Annotated in this window: 16 protein-coding genes; 14 read left to right on the forward strand and 2 right to left on the reverse strand. The window is 31.4% G+C overall.

What is annotated here, in order from left to right:
- Positions 1-2,905, forward strand: a 2,905-nt coding sequence (locus KQI68_RS02325) for an S-layer homology domain-containing protein (RefSeq protein ID WP_216548522.1), incomplete at its 5' end; no start/stop codon positions are given.
- A 170-nt stretch (positions 2,906-3,075) separates the two neighbouring features.
- On the opposite strand, the gene KQI68_RS02330 is transcribed toward KQI68_RS02325, so the two are convergent.
- Positions 3,076-4,521 (reverse strand): helix-turn-helix domain-containing protein, encoded by a 1,446-nt coding sequence (locus tag KQI68_RS02330; protein WP_216548523.1) that lies wholly within the window; start codon positions 4,519-4,521, stop codon positions 3,076-3,078.
- Positions 4,522-4,719: 198 nt separating this feature from the next.
- Between KQI68_RS02330 and KQI68_RS02335 the strand changes: the two genes are divergently transcribed.
- The 7 genes from KQI68_RS02335 to gloB all read left to right on the forward strand — a co-directional run bounded on the left by KQI68_RS02335 (position 4,720) and on the right by gloB (position 11,587).
- The gene (locus KQI68_RS02335; RefSeq protein WP_216548524.1) at positions 4,720-5,346 is read left to right on the forward strand and encodes a redox-sensing transcriptional repressor Rex; all 627 of its coding nucleotides are present in this window, start codon (positions 4,720-4,722) and stop codon (positions 5,344-5,346) included.
- Between the two features lie 38 nt (positions 5,347-5,384).
- Positions 5,385-6,260 (forward strand): DNA-3-methyladenine glycosylase family protein, encoded by an 876-nt coding sequence (locus KQI68_RS02340; RefSeq protein WP_216548525.1) that lies wholly within the window; start codon positions 5,385-5,387, stop codon positions 6,258-6,260.
- A gap of 6 nt (positions 6,261-6,266) precedes the next feature.
- Positions 6,267-6,950: a DUF554 domain-containing protein gene (locus KQI68_RS02345; protein WP_216548526.1), complete on the forward strand. Its 684-nt coding sequence runs from the start codon at positions 6,267-6,269 to the stop codon at positions 6,948-6,950.
- A gap of 8 nt (positions 6,951-6,958) precedes the next feature.
- Positions 6,959-7,747, forward strand: coding sequence for an AIM24 family protein (locus tag KQI68_RS02350; protein ID WP_216548527.1), 789 nt, complete (start codon positions 6,959-6,961; stop codon positions 7,745-7,747).
- A 144-nt stretch (positions 7,748-7,891) separates the two neighbouring features.
- On the forward strand, positions 7,892-8,173 hold the full coding sequence (locus KQI68_RS02355; protein WP_216548528.1) for a co-chaperone GroES: 282 nt from the start codon (positions 7,892-7,894) through the stop codon (positions 8,171-8,173).
- Between the two features lie 19 nt (positions 8,174-8,192).
- Positions 8,193-9,812 carry a chaperonin GroEL gene (gene groL, locus KQI68_RS02360; protein WP_216548529.1) on the forward strand — a complete coding sequence of 540 codons (1,620 nt, stop codon included), beginning with the start codon at positions 8,193-8,195 and terminating at the stop codon, positions 9,810-9,812.
- A gap of 1,088 nt (positions 9,813-10,900) precedes the next feature.
- A complete protein-coding gene (gene gloB / locus KQI68_RS02365) occupies positions 10,901-11,587 on the forward strand; it encodes a hydroxyacylglutathione hydrolase (RefSeq protein WP_216548530.1) in 687 nt (228 codons plus the stop codon).
- 44 nt (positions 11,588-11,631) lie between these two features.
- Here the strand turns inward: gloB and KQI68_RS02370 are convergent, their stop codons facing one another.
- Entirely contained in the window at positions 11,632-12,522 is an 891-nt protein-coding gene (locus KQI68_RS02370) for a fructose bisphosphate aldolase (protein WP_216548531.1), read from the reverse strand.
- 86 nt (positions 12,523-12,608) lie between these two features.
- Between KQI68_RS02370 and KQI68_RS02375 the strand changes: the two genes are divergently transcribed.
- The 6 genes from KQI68_RS02375 to KQI68_RS02400 all read left to right on the forward strand — a co-directional run bounded on the left by KQI68_RS02375 (position 12,609) and on the right by KQI68_RS02400 (position 16,916).
- Complete coding sequence (locus KQI68_RS02375) at positions 12,609-13,187, forward strand: ribonuclease H1 domain-containing protein (RefSeq protein WP_216548532.1); 579 nt, start codon at positions 12,609-12,611, stop codon at positions 13,185-13,187.
- Positions 13,184-13,618, forward strand: coding sequence for a deoxycytidylate deaminase (locus tag KQI68_RS02380; protein ID WP_216548533.1), 435 nt, complete (start codon positions 13,184-13,186; stop codon positions 13,616-13,618). The genes KQI68_RS02375 and KQI68_RS02380 overlap by 4 nt, the downstream gene beginning before the upstream one ends.
- Positions 13,615-14,037 (forward strand): large conductance mechanosensitive channel protein MscL, encoded by a 423-nt coding sequence (mscL, locus tag KQI68_RS02385; RefSeq protein ID WP_216548534.1) that lies wholly within the window; start codon positions 13,615-13,617, stop codon positions 14,035-14,037. The genes KQI68_RS02380 and mscL overlap by 4 nt, the downstream gene beginning before the upstream one ends.
- The gene (locus KQI68_RS02390) at positions 14,034-15,062 is read left to right on the forward strand and encodes a patatin-like phospholipase family protein (protein ID WP_216548535.1); all 1,029 of its coding nucleotides are present in this window, start codon (positions 14,034-14,036) and stop codon (positions 15,060-15,062) included. Before mscL ends, KQI68_RS02390 begins: the two co-directional genes overlap by 4 nt.
- The gene (locus tag KQI68_RS02395) at positions 15,052-15,672 is read left to right on the forward strand and encodes an NUDIX hydrolase (protein WP_216548536.1); all 621 of its coding nucleotides are present in this window, start codon (positions 15,052-15,054) and stop codon (positions 15,670-15,672) included. The genes KQI68_RS02390 and KQI68_RS02395 overlap by 11 nt, the downstream gene beginning before the upstream one ends.
- 260 nt (positions 15,673-15,932) lie before the next feature.
- Positions 15,933-16,916 (forward strand): resuscitation-promoting factor, encoded by a 984-nt coding sequence (locus tag KQI68_RS02400; protein ID WP_343221642.1) that lies wholly within the window; start codon positions 15,933-15,935, stop codon positions 16,914-16,916.
- Positions 16,917-16,951 lie beyond the last annotated feature (35 nt).

The raw sequence follows: 16,951 nt of genomic DNA on the forward strand, positions 1-16,951 counted from the left end.
CTGGAGTGTAGATGTCCCAGCAGACAAAGAATTAACAGAAGGTGCAGAAGTAAAAGCAAAAGCTCAAGAAGATGGAAAGAAAGCATCAGACGAAGCAAAAGCAACAGTAGCAAAAGCAGAAGGAAAGACTTATAAAACAAAATGGGTTCAAATAACTCAAGATGGAAGAACAATTCAATTAAAAGAAGAAGATGGTAATAAACCAGACAATGATGGAGTTTCTGATATTCCGGGATATGAATTTGTTAGAACGGATACAGTTGAAGTTGATAACACTGTAACTATTACTAATATTTATAAACTCCAAATGGCTTCAAAATCTACAGGACTAGATGGGACTTTATTACTAAGAGTCGCATTAGGATATGATAAAGAAAATCCTGCAACAGAAGATGGATACACATTCTTATTTGATGAATCATCATCAACTCCAGAGGAAGTTGAAGGAAAGCAAGCATATATTATAAATAGAATCTATGCTAAAAATCCTGAAGTCGTAGAAGTTGCAGATCCTAATAACTTAACTGAAACTGAACAAAAAGCAGTTAAAGATGCAGTTAAAAAAGCAAATAAAGATCTTAATGATAATCAAGTGGCAGTAAGTGACAAGGGTATTGTTACTATCATAAGAGGTGATAAATCTGCAACATTAGACTCTAGCCTAACGATAAAAGCAAAAGAAGACACAACAGCACCAGCTGCTCCTAAAGTAGTTGCTAATGATGATGGAACCGTAACAATAACTCCACCAACTGATGAAGATACTGAAATTTTAATGATAACTTATACAGATTCAAAAGGCGTAGAAGGAACAGTTGCTGCAACTAAAGGCGAAAATGGAGAATGGACACTACCAGAAGGTTCAGAATTAACAATAAATCCACAAACAGGCGTAGTAACAATTCCAGCTGGCATTGCAAAACCAGAAACTGAAGTAAAATCTACTGCTCAAGATAAAGCTGGTAATGCTTCAGAAGAAGCAAAGGCAATAGTAGCAACAGCTGATAAAAAAGTTAAAAAACCAGAGATCAAAGATGTTTATACTGATTCAATAGATGTTGAAGGTATAGGAGAACCTGGTGCTACAGTAATTGTTAAATTTCCAAGTGGAAGACAGGCAAGAACTGGTACAGACCAAAATGGTAAGTGGAGAGCAAGTTTACCAGATGGTGAAGTATTAGAAGAAGGCGCTATAATAATAGTTGTAGCTGAAAAAGCTGGAAAAGAAACTTCTGAGCAAGCTAGTACAACAGTTAAAGTTAAGCAGACTCAAACAATAGAAGTAAAAGAACCATCAAAAACAGAAGTAAAAGATCCAAGTGCATTAACAGAAGACGAAAAACAAAAAGTAAAAGACGAAGTTAAAAAAGCAAACGAAGATCTAGGCTTAACAGACAATGACATTGAAGTAAAAGATGACGGTTCAGTTGTTGTAACAAAAGATGGAAAAACTGGAAGCTTAACACCAGATAAGACCATTGAAACATCAACAAAACTAGAAGTAAAAGAACCATCAAAAACAGAAGTAAAAGATCCAAGTGCATTAACAGAAGACGAAAAACAAAAAGTAAAAGACGAAGTTAAAAAAGCAAACGAAGATCTAGGCTTAACAGACAATGACATTGAAGTAAAAGATGACGGTTCAGTTGTTGTAACAAAAGATGGAAAGACTGGAGAATTAGCACCAGAAAAGACCGTTGAAACATCAACAAAACTAGAAGTAAAAGAACCATCAAAGACAGAAGTAAAAGATCCAAGTGCATTAACAGAAGACGAAAAACAAAAAGTAAAAGACGAAGTTAAAAAAGCAAACGAAGATCTAGGCTTAACAGACAATGACATTGAAGTAAAAGATGACGGTTCAGTTGCTGTAACAAAAGATGGAAAAACTGGAGAACTAACGCCAGACAAGACAGTTACAGCAAAAGCCTCAGATGGATTAAACAAACCAAGATTAACAGAGGTAGAAAACAAAAATGAATTAACTTCATATGAAAAAGAAAAAGTTAGAGAAGCAGTAAAAGCTTCAAATCCACAATTGACTGAAGATGCTCAAATAATTGTTTATGATAATGGAAGTGTTAGAGTAATTGATGGAAATGATGAATATACTTTAGAACAGTATGAAACAGTATATGAAAAAAGAGAATCCTTTGAAGAAGATCCATTTGCTTATCTAGTAAATAATGATAAAAAATCTGATTGGGCATTTGTAAATGCTGTAGCTAATACTTCTTTAGATAAAAAAGAAGAAGTGGTTGCAAAACCAGTTGAAGAAATTAAAGAACACAAAGCATATATCTTTGGTTACGAAGATGGAACAGTTAAACCAAATAGAAGTGTAACAAGAGCAGAAGCAGCAGCAATGGTTGCAAGATTAATGAATTATGACTTAACTGATAATTCAAAACCAAATTTCAGCGACACAAACAGTTGGTATAACAATGTAATCAATGCAGTGGTAAAAGCAGGAATAATGAAAGGATATGAAGACGGAACGTTCAAACCAGATGCACCAATAACAAGAGCAGAATTTGCACAATTAATAAAGAATATTGACAAAGCAAATAAGGGCGAACCAACATTTACAGATGTAAATAAAAAATATTGGGCATATGAAGCTATAGCTCAAGCATTTGCTAATGGAAGAATATCTGGATATCCAGACAATACTTTCAGACCAGATAAGGCAATAACAAGAGCAGAAGCTGCCAAGATATTGAATTCAATTTTTGATAGAAAAGTTGATGAAGAAGGGATGTCAGTAATTAGAGATAGTATAAAAAAATTCATTGATTTAAATAAAAATCAATGGTATTACAATGACATGATAGAAGCTACTAATTCTCATGATTTTGCAAGAAATGAAAATCAAATTAATGAATCTTGGAAAAATTTAAAATAATTAAATGAACACAAACAAAAAGGAACTCAAATTTTTGAGTTCCTTTTTGTTTGGCTTTAATCTTTGAGTACTAAATGGAGAGGTTCATTTAGTTTATTTTGTAATTAATAAAAAGGTATTATAATATGCAAAATTGTAATTTTAAAATATATTATAAAATCTTAATAAAATTAATTGTCTAACAAATTTAATGAGATTATTTTTGATGAAATAAGATTCTTTAGTTCAGTAAGTTTTGATTCTTTAATATAGTTTGTTTCATGAATTGAAGTCAATATATATTTGAAAAAACTTATGACAGAAGCGTCAGTTGAAACAACGTATTTAAATCTTTTATTATCAAAAGGATCAAGTTTCTTTAAAATAATGCAATTATCAGATAATACAAATGACATAAAATAGTCTAGGTTATAATTAGATATATAATTTGAGTCTATCAAAAAAAATTTTTTATTGTCTAATTCTGAAAGAATTTTATAGACAGAAGTAAGATAATTAATATAGTCTTTTTTATCTAATTGTAAATAATAAGGTCCAATAGAAATTTTATTTTTTTCGATTGATGAAAATAAAGAGATAAGATTTATTATAATCATCGACTGTGTATTTTTAAAGGAATATCCTTGAAGTTTAGTTGTGTTTTTTAGCATATTAAATTGACTAGGTGCTATACTATATTTGTTAAATAAATCTTTTAAATCAGAAGGTTTAATAAAGCATCCATCAATATAAGATGTAAATAAAGTTAAATCTTTATTTAAATTTTTTTCATAATAAAAATTTTCATATGTGAATTTATCATTAGTCTGTAATATTGGATTAGCTAGTTTAAATAGCTTATTATTGCTAATATTTAATTGTTTTAATAGTTCTTGATTCTTTGAGAAAGTTATAAGAACGGGTTTATCATTTATGATTTCATTATATATGATGACAAATTCGTCTTTAACATATAAATAATAACTATATGATTGATTGTCTTTTTTAGTAAAAACATTTATATCATATAGAGAAATATCTCCGAGTATTTTTAGATAATTGAATGAATCGTCAAGTTGGTTATTTTTATGAGTGCAGTTTAATAATATATTTAACTCTATAGGAAATTTAAGTGAAAATAACCAAAGTCCATTCATATGATTGAATATTTTTGCCATGAACTTATGTGGCAATGTTGAATATATAACAAATTTTTTTCTATCTATATTTGAATTAAAGAGAGATAATAAAAAATCTAATATATTTTTTTCACCTATAACGACTAAGTTGTCGCCCTCGTATTTTAAAGGATTGCCATTATCTTTGTGAAACTCCTCAAAATATCTAGAGTTAAGTAAGTTAAAGAGATATTTTTTAAACATAGACATAGTTGAGAAATCTTGTTTAGGTGGTAATAAATCTAATACTAAATTTTTATTCTCTGAGAAAAATAATACTTCAGAAAAAAGCAAAGATAATTCATTATTTATATCTGAAGCTACAGAAATAGATGGAATAGACTTACCATTCATCCACTTGCTTATATATGATTTGTCATAATGTAATAAATCGGCTATATCTTGTAATTTTAAATTGGATATGTCAAATAAATATTTTAATAGTTCTGAGTAATTCAAAGTTAAATCCTTTCATTATATATAAACATAATAACATATTGATAAGATGAATTATATAAAATTAATATTAAATTATAAATTTTTTTAATTATTTATATTATGAATTTCCAATTCGATATAAGTAAGTAAAATACATTGTTATTTAATTTACAATTAATGAAAACATTGATATAATGATATTAATTTGGAGGTGTTACCTTGTCAAAATCATCAGGCAATATTTCCGAAATTGTCATTAGAAGAATGCCAGTTTATTATAGATACTTACAAGAATTAATTGACTCTGGCGTTGAAAGAATTTCTTCAAAAGATTTAAGTGCAATCACTGGTTACAGTGCCTCACAGATAAGACAGGATTTAAATAATTTTGGAGGTTTTGGTCAACAAGGTTATGGTTATAACACTATTGATTTAAAAGACCAAATTGAAAAGATTTTAGGTATAGACAAAAGCTATAATACAATTGTTATTGGAGCAGGTCGTCTAGGACAGGCCATTGCAAGATACAAGGGATTTAGAAATTCTGGTTTCAATGTGATTTCACTTTTTGATATAAAAGACGGTATTGATGACATTAGCGGAATTAAAGTAAGAAAAATGGAAGATTTAGAAAACTATATAGAAGAAGAAAAGGTAGAGGTAGCTATTATAACTGTGCCAAGAGAAGCTTGTGAAGATGTTGCTAAAAGAGCAATTGATGCAGGTGTAAGGGGAATTTGGAATTTTGCACCCTATGATTTAGAAGCTCCTAGTGGCGTAGTAGTTGAAAATATCAGGCTAAATGATTCTCTTCTTACACTTTCTTATTTTATGAAAAACTTGTGACCTATTATTTTATAATAGGTTTTTTAATTGGGGGAATTATGCAGGTTATACACGATAGAGATTATACAAAAATTTTAGGACTAGAGGAGTTTGAACCAAGGGATATTTTCACCTGTGGTCAAGCCTTTAGATGGCATGAGGAAGATGATGGGAGCTTTACTTTCATAACTCATGGCAGAGTTTCAAATGCAAAGAAAATCAATAGAGATATAATTCTTACTGGTGTAAATGAAAAGGATTTTAATGAAATTTTTTATGATTATTTTGATTTAAAAAGAGATTATAAAAAAGTCATCGAAGACCTTTCTATTGATGAAAATATGAAAAATGCAACTGAATATGGAAAGGGAATAAGAATACTTAATCAAGAACCCTTTGAAACTATAATCTCCTTTATAATTTCAGCAAATAATCAAATTCCAAGAATTAAAAATGCAATAGAAATTATCTCGAAAATGTATGGAGATAAAATAGGTGAAGATGAAAATAGAGAATATTTTTCCTTTCCAAGTGCAGAAAGACTTTCAGAAGCAAAACCTGAAGATTTACGAGAATTTGCAAGAGTAGGCTTTAGAGACAAGAGAATTGTTGAAACATCACAGCTTATAAATTCAGGAGAGATTTCTATTGGCAGAATTAAAGAAATGGAGCTTGAAGATGCTAGAAATGAACTCCAAAAACTTCCAGGCGTTGGTCCAAAGGTGGCTGACTGTATACTTTTATTTGCCTTTGATAGAAAAGAATCTTTCCCAGTTGATGTTTGGATAAAAAGAGTTATGGAAGAATTATATCTAAAAGAAGTGACACCAAAGAGCAAAATCGCAGCAAGAGGTAGAGATGTTTTTGGCAAAAATGCAGGCTTTGCAAATCAGTATTTATTTTATTATGGAAGAGAAAATAAACTTGGAAAGTAGGTAATTATGTTAGGTGTAATAATAAATGCAGTTACTGTATTTGTTTTAGGGCTTTTAGGGTCACTACTTGGTAACAGATTTCCAGAAAATATTCAAAAATCAATAATGAAATTTTTGCCGCTATGTGTGCTAGTGATTGGGATGAGTTCTGCATTAAAGGGAGACACAATAATAGTAATTATCTCTGTTGTGCTTGGAGTTATAATTGGAGAATTATTTAAATTAGACGAAAAATTAAACACTTTTGCAGATTTCTTACAGCGAAAATTTGTAAAGGGAGAAGAATCTAATTTTAGCGAAGGATTTATTAACGGATCTTTATTATTTTGCGTGGGTTCCATGGGAATACTTGGTTGTATCGATGCAGGAGTAAGTGGAGATTATGACCTATTATTTGCAAAGGCGACAATCGATGGACTTTCAGCATTTTTCCTTGCAACTACAATGGGATTTGGAATGGCATTTTCTGGAATTTCACTTTTAATTTATCAAGGAGCAGTAGTTTTAATTGCAGGATTCTTAGCACCGATTTTATCGCCTGATGTAATAGCAAATATTTCAGGAACTGGTGGAATTACAATAATTGCAATTTGTCTTTCAATGTTAAATTTAGTGGACTACAAGCTTGCAAATGCAATCCCGTCAATTTTAATACCTATAATTTATGGATTTATACTTAAACTATTCTAGGAGGAAATATGTTTAAAATTAAAAATTTTATCGACAATGACGATATAGATGTAATTGAAGAAAAGGGACCTTTTAAGGTTATAGAATACAAAAGAGACCTTTCAGTTAGTCCAGACACAGCTATGAAATCATATTTTGCACAAGAAATGAATGTGAGAAAAAAGCAACTTGTTTCTGATATAAATATTTCAAACATTGTACTTCAAAAAGGATCAATGCAGTGGTGCGTGGGAGATGTTTCTGCAAACACTGGCGTAAAAGGTGTTGGAGATTTCTTTGGAAAAGCTATAAAAGGATCAGTTACTGGAGAATCTGCAGTAAAACCAGTTTATGCTGGAACTGGACTAGTAATATCAGAGCCAACTTACAGACATTTAATAATATTTAACACAGAAGAATTTAATGGAGAAGTAGTCTTAGATGATGGACTATTTTTAGCTTGTGAAGAAAAATTAAAGAACTCTGTTGTCATGAGAAGCAATGTATCTTCAGCACTTGCAGGTGGAGAAGGATTATTTAACATGACAATATCAGGCAATGGATATTTCGTAATAGAATCTAGAACTCCAAGAGTTGAGCTTATTGAAATAGAACTTGAAAATGACGAGATTAAAATAGATGGCAACCTTGCAATAGCTTGGTCAAAGTCTCTTGACTTTACAGTAAAAAGATCGGGAAAGTCATTAATAGGATCAGCAGCAAGTGGCGAAGGACTTGTAAACTCATATAGCGGAACTGGGAAGATAATAATTTCCCCAGTGGAGAAAAGTTTTGCTGATTTAGATATAGAAGAATAAAGGGGAGCTACGGCTCCTTTTTATTTTGCAAAATTCTTTAATAATTATATAAAATCTCTTGAAAAAATTTTAAATATGAGTTAATATATAAGTGTTAGCAGAAGAATTAAGTGAGTGCTAATTTAGAAATTGGAGGTTACTTAAATGAAACTTAGACCATTAGATGACAAAATAGTTATCAAAAAAATAGAAAAAGAAGAAACAACAGCATCAGGAATCGTTCTTCCATCATCAGCAAAGGAAGAATCTAACATAGCTGAAGTTATTGCTACAGGAAATAAACTAGATACAGATGAAGATATGAAGGGCCTTGTAAAAGTAGGCGACAAAGTTGTATTTTCTAAATATGCTGGTTCTGATATTGAACTTGACAAAGAAAAATACACAATTATTAAGTTCCAAGACATCTTGGCAGTAATTGAATAAGAAATCGAGGAGGAATAAGATGGCTAAAGAAATTAAATTTTCAGAAGATGCTAGAAAAGGACTCATTAAAGGAATTAATAAACTTGCAGATACAGTTAAGGTTACACTTGGACCAAAGGGAAGAAATGTAATTTTAGACAAAGAATTTGGCACACCTCTTATCACTAATGACGGTGTTACAATTGCAAGAGAAATTGAATGTGAAGATAAATTTGAAAACATGGGAGCTCAACTTTTAAAAGAAGTTGCTACTAAGACTAATGATGTTGCAGGAGATGGTACTACAACAGCTACACTTCTTGCACAAGCAATTATTAGAGAAGGTATGAGAAACTTAGCAGCAGGAGCAAACCCAATGGTTATCCAAAAGGGTATTCAAAAAGCAGTTGATAAAGCAGTTGAAGAAGTTAAGAATTTCTCTAAAGAAGTTTCTTCAAAAGAATCAATTGAACAAGTTGCATCTATTTCTGCAGCTAATGAACAAGTTGGTAAGCTTATTTCAGAAGCTATGGAAAAAGTTGGAAACGATGGAGTTATCACTGTTGAAGAATCTAAGTCAATGGGAACAAGCCTTGATGTAGTTGAAGGTATGCAATTTGACAGAGGATATTTATCTCCTTACATGGTTACAGATTCCGACAAAATGGTTGCTGAACTTGAAGATCCATATATCTTAATTACAGACAAGAAGATTTCAAATATTCAAGAAATCCTTCCACTACTTGAACAAGTTTTACAATCTTCAAAACCACTTCTAATTATTGCAGAAGACATTGAAGGAGAAGCACTTGCAACACTTGTAGTTAACTCATTAAGAGGAACTCTTAACGTTGTAGGAGTTAAGGCTCCAGGATATGGCGACAGAAGAAAAGAAATGCTTCAAGATATTGCAATTTTAACTGGTGGACAAGTTATCTCAACTGATCTTGGACAAGACTTAAAAGAAGCAACTATTGAAATGCTTGGATCTGCTTCAAAGGTTAGAGTAGAAAAAGAACTTACTGTAATAGTAAATGGAGCAGGTGAAAAATCTGAACTTGACAACAGAATTAACCACATCAAAAACCAAATTGAAGAAAGTGATTCTGAATTTGATAAAGAAAAATTACAAGAAAGACTTGCAAAACTTTCTGGTGGAGTTGCAGTAATTCAAGTAGGTGCAGCTACAGAAGTAGAACTAAAAGAAAGAAAACTTCGTATAGAAGATGCACTTGCAGCAACTAGAGCAGCAGTTGAAGAAGGAATTGTACCAGGAGGCGGAACAGTTCTTATTGACTCAATTGATGCAGTAGCTAAAGTTGTAGATGAACTTGAAGGCGACGAAAAAACTGGTGCAAATATTATCTTAAAGGCATTAGAAGAACCGCTAAAACAAATCGCAGAAAATGCTGGACTTGAAGGATCAATCATAGTTGAAAATGTTAAATCTAAGGAAAAAGGAATTGGATTTGACGCAGCAAAAGCTGAATACAAAGACATGATTGAAGCAGGAATTGTTGACCCAACTAAGGTAACAAGATCAGCACTTCAAAACGCAGCATCAGTAGCGGCTATGATTCTTACAACAGAAGCAGCAGTTGCAAACATAAAAGAAGAAACACCACAACCAGCAATGAATCCAGGCATGGGAATGATGTAATGATAGAAAAAGTCGTGGCTAGCCGCGACTTTTTTGGTTTTTACAGTAAAGGCGACTGAAAGGAGCCTGAACTGATGAAAAATCTTATGCAGGTACTGAAGGAAATTCGACCGAGTAGGAAGCATTTCCGAAGGAGTCGCGAATGATAGAAAAATTGAGAACAGTTCGAAAGAGCTGTTCTTTTTTTATGGAGTTTATGGAGTTTGTGGGGAGTTTGGGACTGCCTCAGAGGGCTGTCCCTTGTTGTCGATAAAAAAACATTAGAATAAAAATGAATTGATAAAAAAGAAACAAGAAGATAAAAAAAGGGGCTGTCCTCGCTTAGTGAAACAGCATCAAAAGAAAAAGAGAGCTGGAGGGCTGTCCCTTGTTGTCGATAAAAAAACATTAGAATAAAATTGAATTGATAAAAAAGAAACAAAAAGATAAAAAAGGGGGCTGTCCTCGCTTAGTGAAACATAATGTGTAGTAAACCCCAAAAAACAATGAAAAATAGAAAGATTGAATTGTATTGGGACTGCTGCGTGCCCTGTGGGTATTTCTAAATTTGAGGACAGCCCCTTTTATTTGAAAAAGATTTAGCTTATATGTATTTAACTAGAGCTAAAGATATAAAATTAAATGCAAGGGACAGCCCTCTTTTTTGTGCACCTCACTAAGATAAGATTACATAGAGAAGAGGACAGCCTCTTTTTTAAAAAATAATTCATTTTTTATCGATAAAATTTTAATTATAAACATTTAATTTGACAACGAGGGACAGCCCTCTTATTTTGAAAGAAAAGGACAGCCCCTTTTATTTGAAAAAGATTTGGCTTATATATATTTAACTAAAGCTAAAGATATAAAATTAAATGCAAGGGACAGCCCTCTTTTTTGTGCACCTCACTAAGATAAGATTACATTGAGAAGAGGACAGCCCCTTTTAAGAAATAATTCATTTTTGATTGATAAAATTTTAAACTATAAACATTTAATTTGACAACAAGGGACGGTCATCTTACTTGGGTACACCTCAAACATCACTTCCAAACTAAATTGTTTAAAAATCCTCAATAAGAGTAAAAATAAATAAAAGGGGGATTTTAATGATTAAAGCAATAAAAGCATTTTCGGATAATTATATTTGGGCAATTGAAATAGATAACAAATACATCATAGTGGATCCAGGTGAGGCAAATCCTGTCATTAATTTCGTTGGAGATGGAGAAATTGAAGCAATTTTAATCACTCACATGCACAACGATCACATAGGTGGTGTAGCTGAACTTAAAGAAAAGTATTCTCCAAAAGTTTATGGTCCAATAGAGACAAGTGATTTAAATGATGTTGATGTTAAAGATGGCGATGAATTTGAAGTTCTGGGAAAAGTTTTTAGTGTAATTCTTACAAATGGTCACACAAAAGAGCATGTATCCTATGTAATGGATGAAAATCTATTCTGCGGAGATTCATTATTCTTAGCAGGGTGCGGCAGAGTTTTCACAAGGGATTACAAAGCATCATTTGACGGACTTCAAAGACTCAAAGAACTACCTGATAATACAAAGGTTTATGCTGCACATGAATATTCCCTTTCAAATCTTGAGTTTGCAAAGACAGTAATTGATAACGAAGACCTAAACAAAGAATATGAAAGAGTGAAAAAATTAAGAGAAGAGGATAAAATCACGCTTCCTTCAACAATGGGTCTTGAAAAGAAAATCAATCCATTTTTACTTGCAGATTGTGTTGAAGAGTTTAAAAATTTTAGAGATAAAAAAGATAATGCATAAGAAAAAGTGTTGGTACTGAGCCAACACTTTTTTTAATCTTATTTTTATTTTTCAACAGAGGCTTTGTAATTTTCTTCTATTGATTCATCTATTAATTTTGTAAATTCTTCTTCTGATTGATCTACATTAAGTCCTTCTGTCAATGCTCTTGAATAAGATGCAATTACGTCTTCGTTTTTTCTAAGCTTTTCATTTGCTTCTTCACGAGAATATCCACCAGAAAGTGCAACAACTCTAATTGTTTGAGGGTAGTTTAATAAATCGTGATATAGATTTTCTTTTTCTGGAAGTGTAAGCTTAAACATTACATAATTTTCTTTATCAAGTTTTTCAAGTCCTTCTATTAAATATTTTTTAAGAACTTCTTCAATTTCTGCCTTATCTTCTGCATGAATATCAACTTCAGGTTCGATTATTGGAACGAATCCTGCATTTGAAATTTTCACTGCGTATTCAAATTGTTGGTCAACAACTTTTTTTATTGATTCTTCATTTAATTCTTTAATTACTGAACGCATCTTTGTTCCAAAGATATTTCTTTCTTTTGCATTTTCAAGAAGTGAATCAATTTCTTTAAAAGGTTTCATTAATTGAACTCCGTCTTTAAGTTCAGCTAATCCTTCATCGATTTTAAGAATTGGAACTATTCCTTTTTCTTCCCAAAGATAATCTGCTGTGTATTTGTCCCCCACTTTTGAATTCATAGTGACTTTAAATAAAATTGCAGCTAGGATTCTATCTGATGTGAAAGCAGAATTTGTGATAATTCTCTTTCTCATTTCATGCACTAAATTAAACATTTCTTCTTCGTTTGAATAAGCATCTTCTTTAATTCCGTAGTTTAAAAGTGCCTTAGGAGTTGATCCACCTGATTGGTCAAGTGCTGCTATAAAGCCCTTGCCATTTTTCATTCTCTCTAATTGTTCTCTATTCATTTAATACCTCCAAAACTCTAGACTTTCATTTCATTCTAATTATATAATAGTTATCTAAAGATGACAAATAAGAAAGAGAGTGTTTTATGAATTATTACGCAGTTAGAGTTGGAAGAAATCCAGGCATTTACAAAACTTGGGACGAATGTAAAAGAGAAGTCACAGGATTTAAAGGTGCAAGTTACAAAAAATTTAGTAATTTAAAAGACGCAGAAAATTTTATAAATAATGAGGAAAAAGAAAAAAGAGAAAAAGCAAATGAAAACGAACTCATAGTTTATGTTGACGGTTCTTATAGAAATTCTGATAAAAGTCACTCTTATGGGGTATACATGTATAATGGATTAGAAGAGTATTCTTTCTCTAAGAGATTTTTCAAAAATTCTGAAATGAGAAATGTTTCTGGAGAAATTAAAGGTGCCATGAAGGCAATGGATTATGCAAGGGAAATTAAAAAGGACAAAATTTATCTGCACTATGATTATGAAGGCATAAGATCTTGGGCTTTGGGCTATTGGAAAGCCAATAAAGAAGGCACAAAGGAATATAAAAAGTTCTACGATGAGGTTAAAAAGACTCTTGAAGTTGAATTTATAAAAGTAGCAGCTCACAGTGGAGTTAAATACAATGAACTTGTTGACAAACTTGCGAAGGAGGCAAAATGAGAAAGTCTTGGGATGAATATTTTATGGAGATAACTGGAATGGTTGCAACTCGCTCTACTTGTGATAGGGCTTTTGTTGGATGTGTTTTAGTTAACAAGGACAATAGAATAGTTTCTACTGGATACAATGGTTCTGTCTCTGGCAATCCACACTGTTCAGAGGTGGGTCACACTATGCGTGATGGACACTGCATTGCCACAATTCACGCAGAGATGAATGCTCTTTTATATTGTGCAAAGGAAGGAATTTCTGTTAAAGGTGCAAAGGCCTATGTAACTCATTTTCCTTGCTTAAATTGCACAAAAGCACTTATACAAGCAGGTATCTCTGAGATTTTTTATAGAGAAGCCTACAGAGTCGACGATTATGCTCTTGAGCTAATCGAAAAAAATAATATAATTCTACGACAAATTAAGGAGGAACAAAAATGAAAGGATTTATTAAAGACTTTAAAGATTTTATTGCAAGAGGAAATGTACTTGACATGGCAGTCGGTGTTATTATAGGGGCTGCTTTTGGAAAGATAGTATCAAGTTTAGTTGACAATATATTAACTCCATTGCTAGGAATTTTAATTGGAGGAGTTAATTTTGAAGATTTATCAATTGTTGTTGGAACTGCAGAAGTTAAATATGGTGCATTTATTCAATCAGTATTTGACTTTTTAATTATCGCATTTGTAATTTTTACTATCATTAGACAAATCTCAAATGTTACAGCCAGATTTAAAAAACAAGAAGAAGTATCAGCACCTAAAGAAAAGGAATGCCCTTTCTGTAAATCAACTATTGCAATAAATGCAACAAGATGTCCTCATTGTACATCTGAATTAGAAAGCAAAACTATATGAAGTATGCACTAGTCCTTGAAGGGGGAGGCGCAAAGGGAGCCTATCAAATTGGTGCATATTTTGCACTTGAAGAAATGGGTTTTGAATTTTCAAAAATTGTTGGCACAAGTATTGGAGCCTTCAATGGAGCTATGATTTGTCAGGGAGATGCTTATGAATGTTATAATGCATGGAAAAATCTAAATCTTGAAGATTTTAAAAATGAATTAGATAATGTCAGTGAAAATGACGATTTATTTTCCAGACTTAAGGCAAAACTTCAAAAGCACGATATAAAAATTCCTGAGCTTACAATTTCGCCTGATCCACTTTATCGATTAGTTGATAGATTTATAGACGAAGACAAAATTAGAAATTCGCCCATAGATTTTGGAATATGCACAATAAATATTTCTGATTTTAAAGTTGAGAGGTTGTTTAAAGATGACATTGAAGAGGGACTTCTAAAAGATTATATAATTGCAACTTGTTATCTGCCATTTTTCAAACTAAAAAGACTCCACGGCAAATACTTTTTAGATGGTGGGTTTGCATCTCCCATGCCAATGGAGATGATTGAAGAAGGAACTGAAATAATCTTAATTAGACTTAGCAATGTACCACTTGCTGATACATCTCGTGCTAAATATGTAATCGAGCCTAGAAAAAGTCTTGGAAGAACTATGGACTTTGACAAAGAAAAGGCAGATGAGCTAATTAAGTTAGGATATTTTGATGCAATTAAATCTGTAAAAGGTCTTGCAGGAGATGAATACTATATAAAAAGAGTTGATGAAGAAGAAAGTATAGAGTATTTAATCGACATTTTGCAAGCTGAAGCAGAAAATTCAGAAATACCTTTTATTAGAAATATATTTGAAAAGATAATTCCTAAGTTAGCCGAAGAATTTGAACTGCCACTTGATTTTAAATATGACGAAATATTATACAAAGTCCTTGAGAGAAATGCAAAGAAGAAAAATATAGATAGATTTAAAGTTTATACTGTAGAAGAACTTACAAAGGAGGTATTAAGTGAATTTTAGTCCAGCAAAAATTAAGAAAAAACTGCAAAATCACAAACCATCTCCAATAGATGTAAAAAATAGTTTCTCTGTTTTAATTCCACTAATAGAAATAGATGGAGAACTTCACTTAGTTTATGAAAAAAGAGCAATGACTTTGAGAAATCAACCGGGAGAAATTTCTTTTCCAGGTGGCAAAATCGAAAAGGGAGAAACTCCTGAAGAAGCTGCAGTAAGGGAAACTTGCGAAGAACTTTTAATTAAGAAAAAAGACATTGAAGTTTATTCAGAGGGAGATTTTTTAGTAAATCCCTATGCTTCAATAATTTATTCTTTTGTTGGACTTATCACTGAAGAGTTTGATAAAATTAAACCTTCAGAAGATGAAGTTGAAAGAATTTTCACAGTTCCGCTAAAATTTTTACTTGAACATGAGCCAGAAGCTTATGAAATTAAACTAAGTGTCGATAGAAATAATAATTTTCCTTACCACAAGATACCCAATGGTGTGAATTATAAATTCAAAAGAGGTAAGGAAAATGTGCTATTCTACGAATATGATGACGAAATAATTTGGGGTTTTACAGCAAAAATGACTAATAAGTTTATAGAAAGCTTAAAATCCAAGTAAATTGTAATATTATTGTAATATTTAATCACAAAGCCCTAGTTTTCAACGCTGGGGCTTATTCTTTTACACTTTAGTCTGTTTCAAAATCTGAAGTTTTTCGAAAATTTAATTACAAACAATGGCTATTTCAAGCCTTTTTTAAAATTTAAGTAAAGAAAAATTGACAAATTATATATTTTTTAATATACTCTTTAAAGATTGAAATAAGTTACAAAAAAGTAACAATATTTACAACTTTGTAACAAATGGAGGTTATATTTTTGAAAAATATTAATTTTAGAAGTGCAAAATCGCTATTAATTTTATTAGCCTTAGCAGCACTACTTACAATGGGTTTTAGAACAACAATGGGTAAGGACATAAAATTAAATATAAATGGCGAGGTAAAAACAGTATTCACATATGAAGCAACTGTTGGAGATTTTCTTGAAAAAGAAAATATAGTAGTAAAGAATAAAGATGTTGTAACACCATCAGTTGATGAAGAACTTACAAATGATATGGAAATATTAGTTACTTCACCAAAATCATATCATGTAAAAGATGGAAATAGAACAATAATTGCTGAAGTTAACGGATACACTGTTTCTGATGTATTAGAAAACTTAGGAATTAAACTAAATAAACTTGACAGAATTTCAACTAATCTTGATGAAGTTGCAGTTGAAGGAATGGAAATTAAAATTGATAGAGTAGTAGAAGAAAATATTACAAACAATATTGAAATTCCTTTCGAAACTGAAAAACGTGATAATGCAGATATGTTAAAAGGTGAAACAAAAGTTATCACTAAGGGAGAAGTTGGAACAAAAGTTGAAGATGTTAAGAATACTTATGTAAATGGCGTTTTAGAATCAACTGAAATCCTAAAAAGCGAAATCACAAAAGCTCCTGTTAAAGAAGTTTTAGAAGTTGGAACTAAAGAAGCACCACAAGCTCCAAATGGAAAATCTGCAAAAAGAGTAATTGTAATGCAAGCAACAGCTTATGACCCAACTGCTGGTTCAAAGACAGCTATGGGAACAAGAGCAAGAGTTGGAGCAGTGGCAGTTGACCCAAGAGTTATACCACTTGGATCAAAATTATACATTGAATCAATGGACGGGTTCCCAACATATGGATATGCAACAGCAGAAGATACTGGTGGAGCAATTAAGGGAAATAGAATAGATTTATTCTACAATACAAATGCACAAGCTAGAAAATTCGGAAGAAGAAATGTAAAAGTTTATGTGCTAGATTAATAATTAAGCTTGGAGAAATCCAAGCTTTTTTTATT

Source organism: Peptoniphilus ovalis (assembly GCF_018919265.1).
Taxonomy (GTDB): Bacteria; Bacillota; Clostridia; order Tissierellales; family Peptoniphilaceae; genus Peptoniphilus_A; species Peptoniphilus_A ovalis.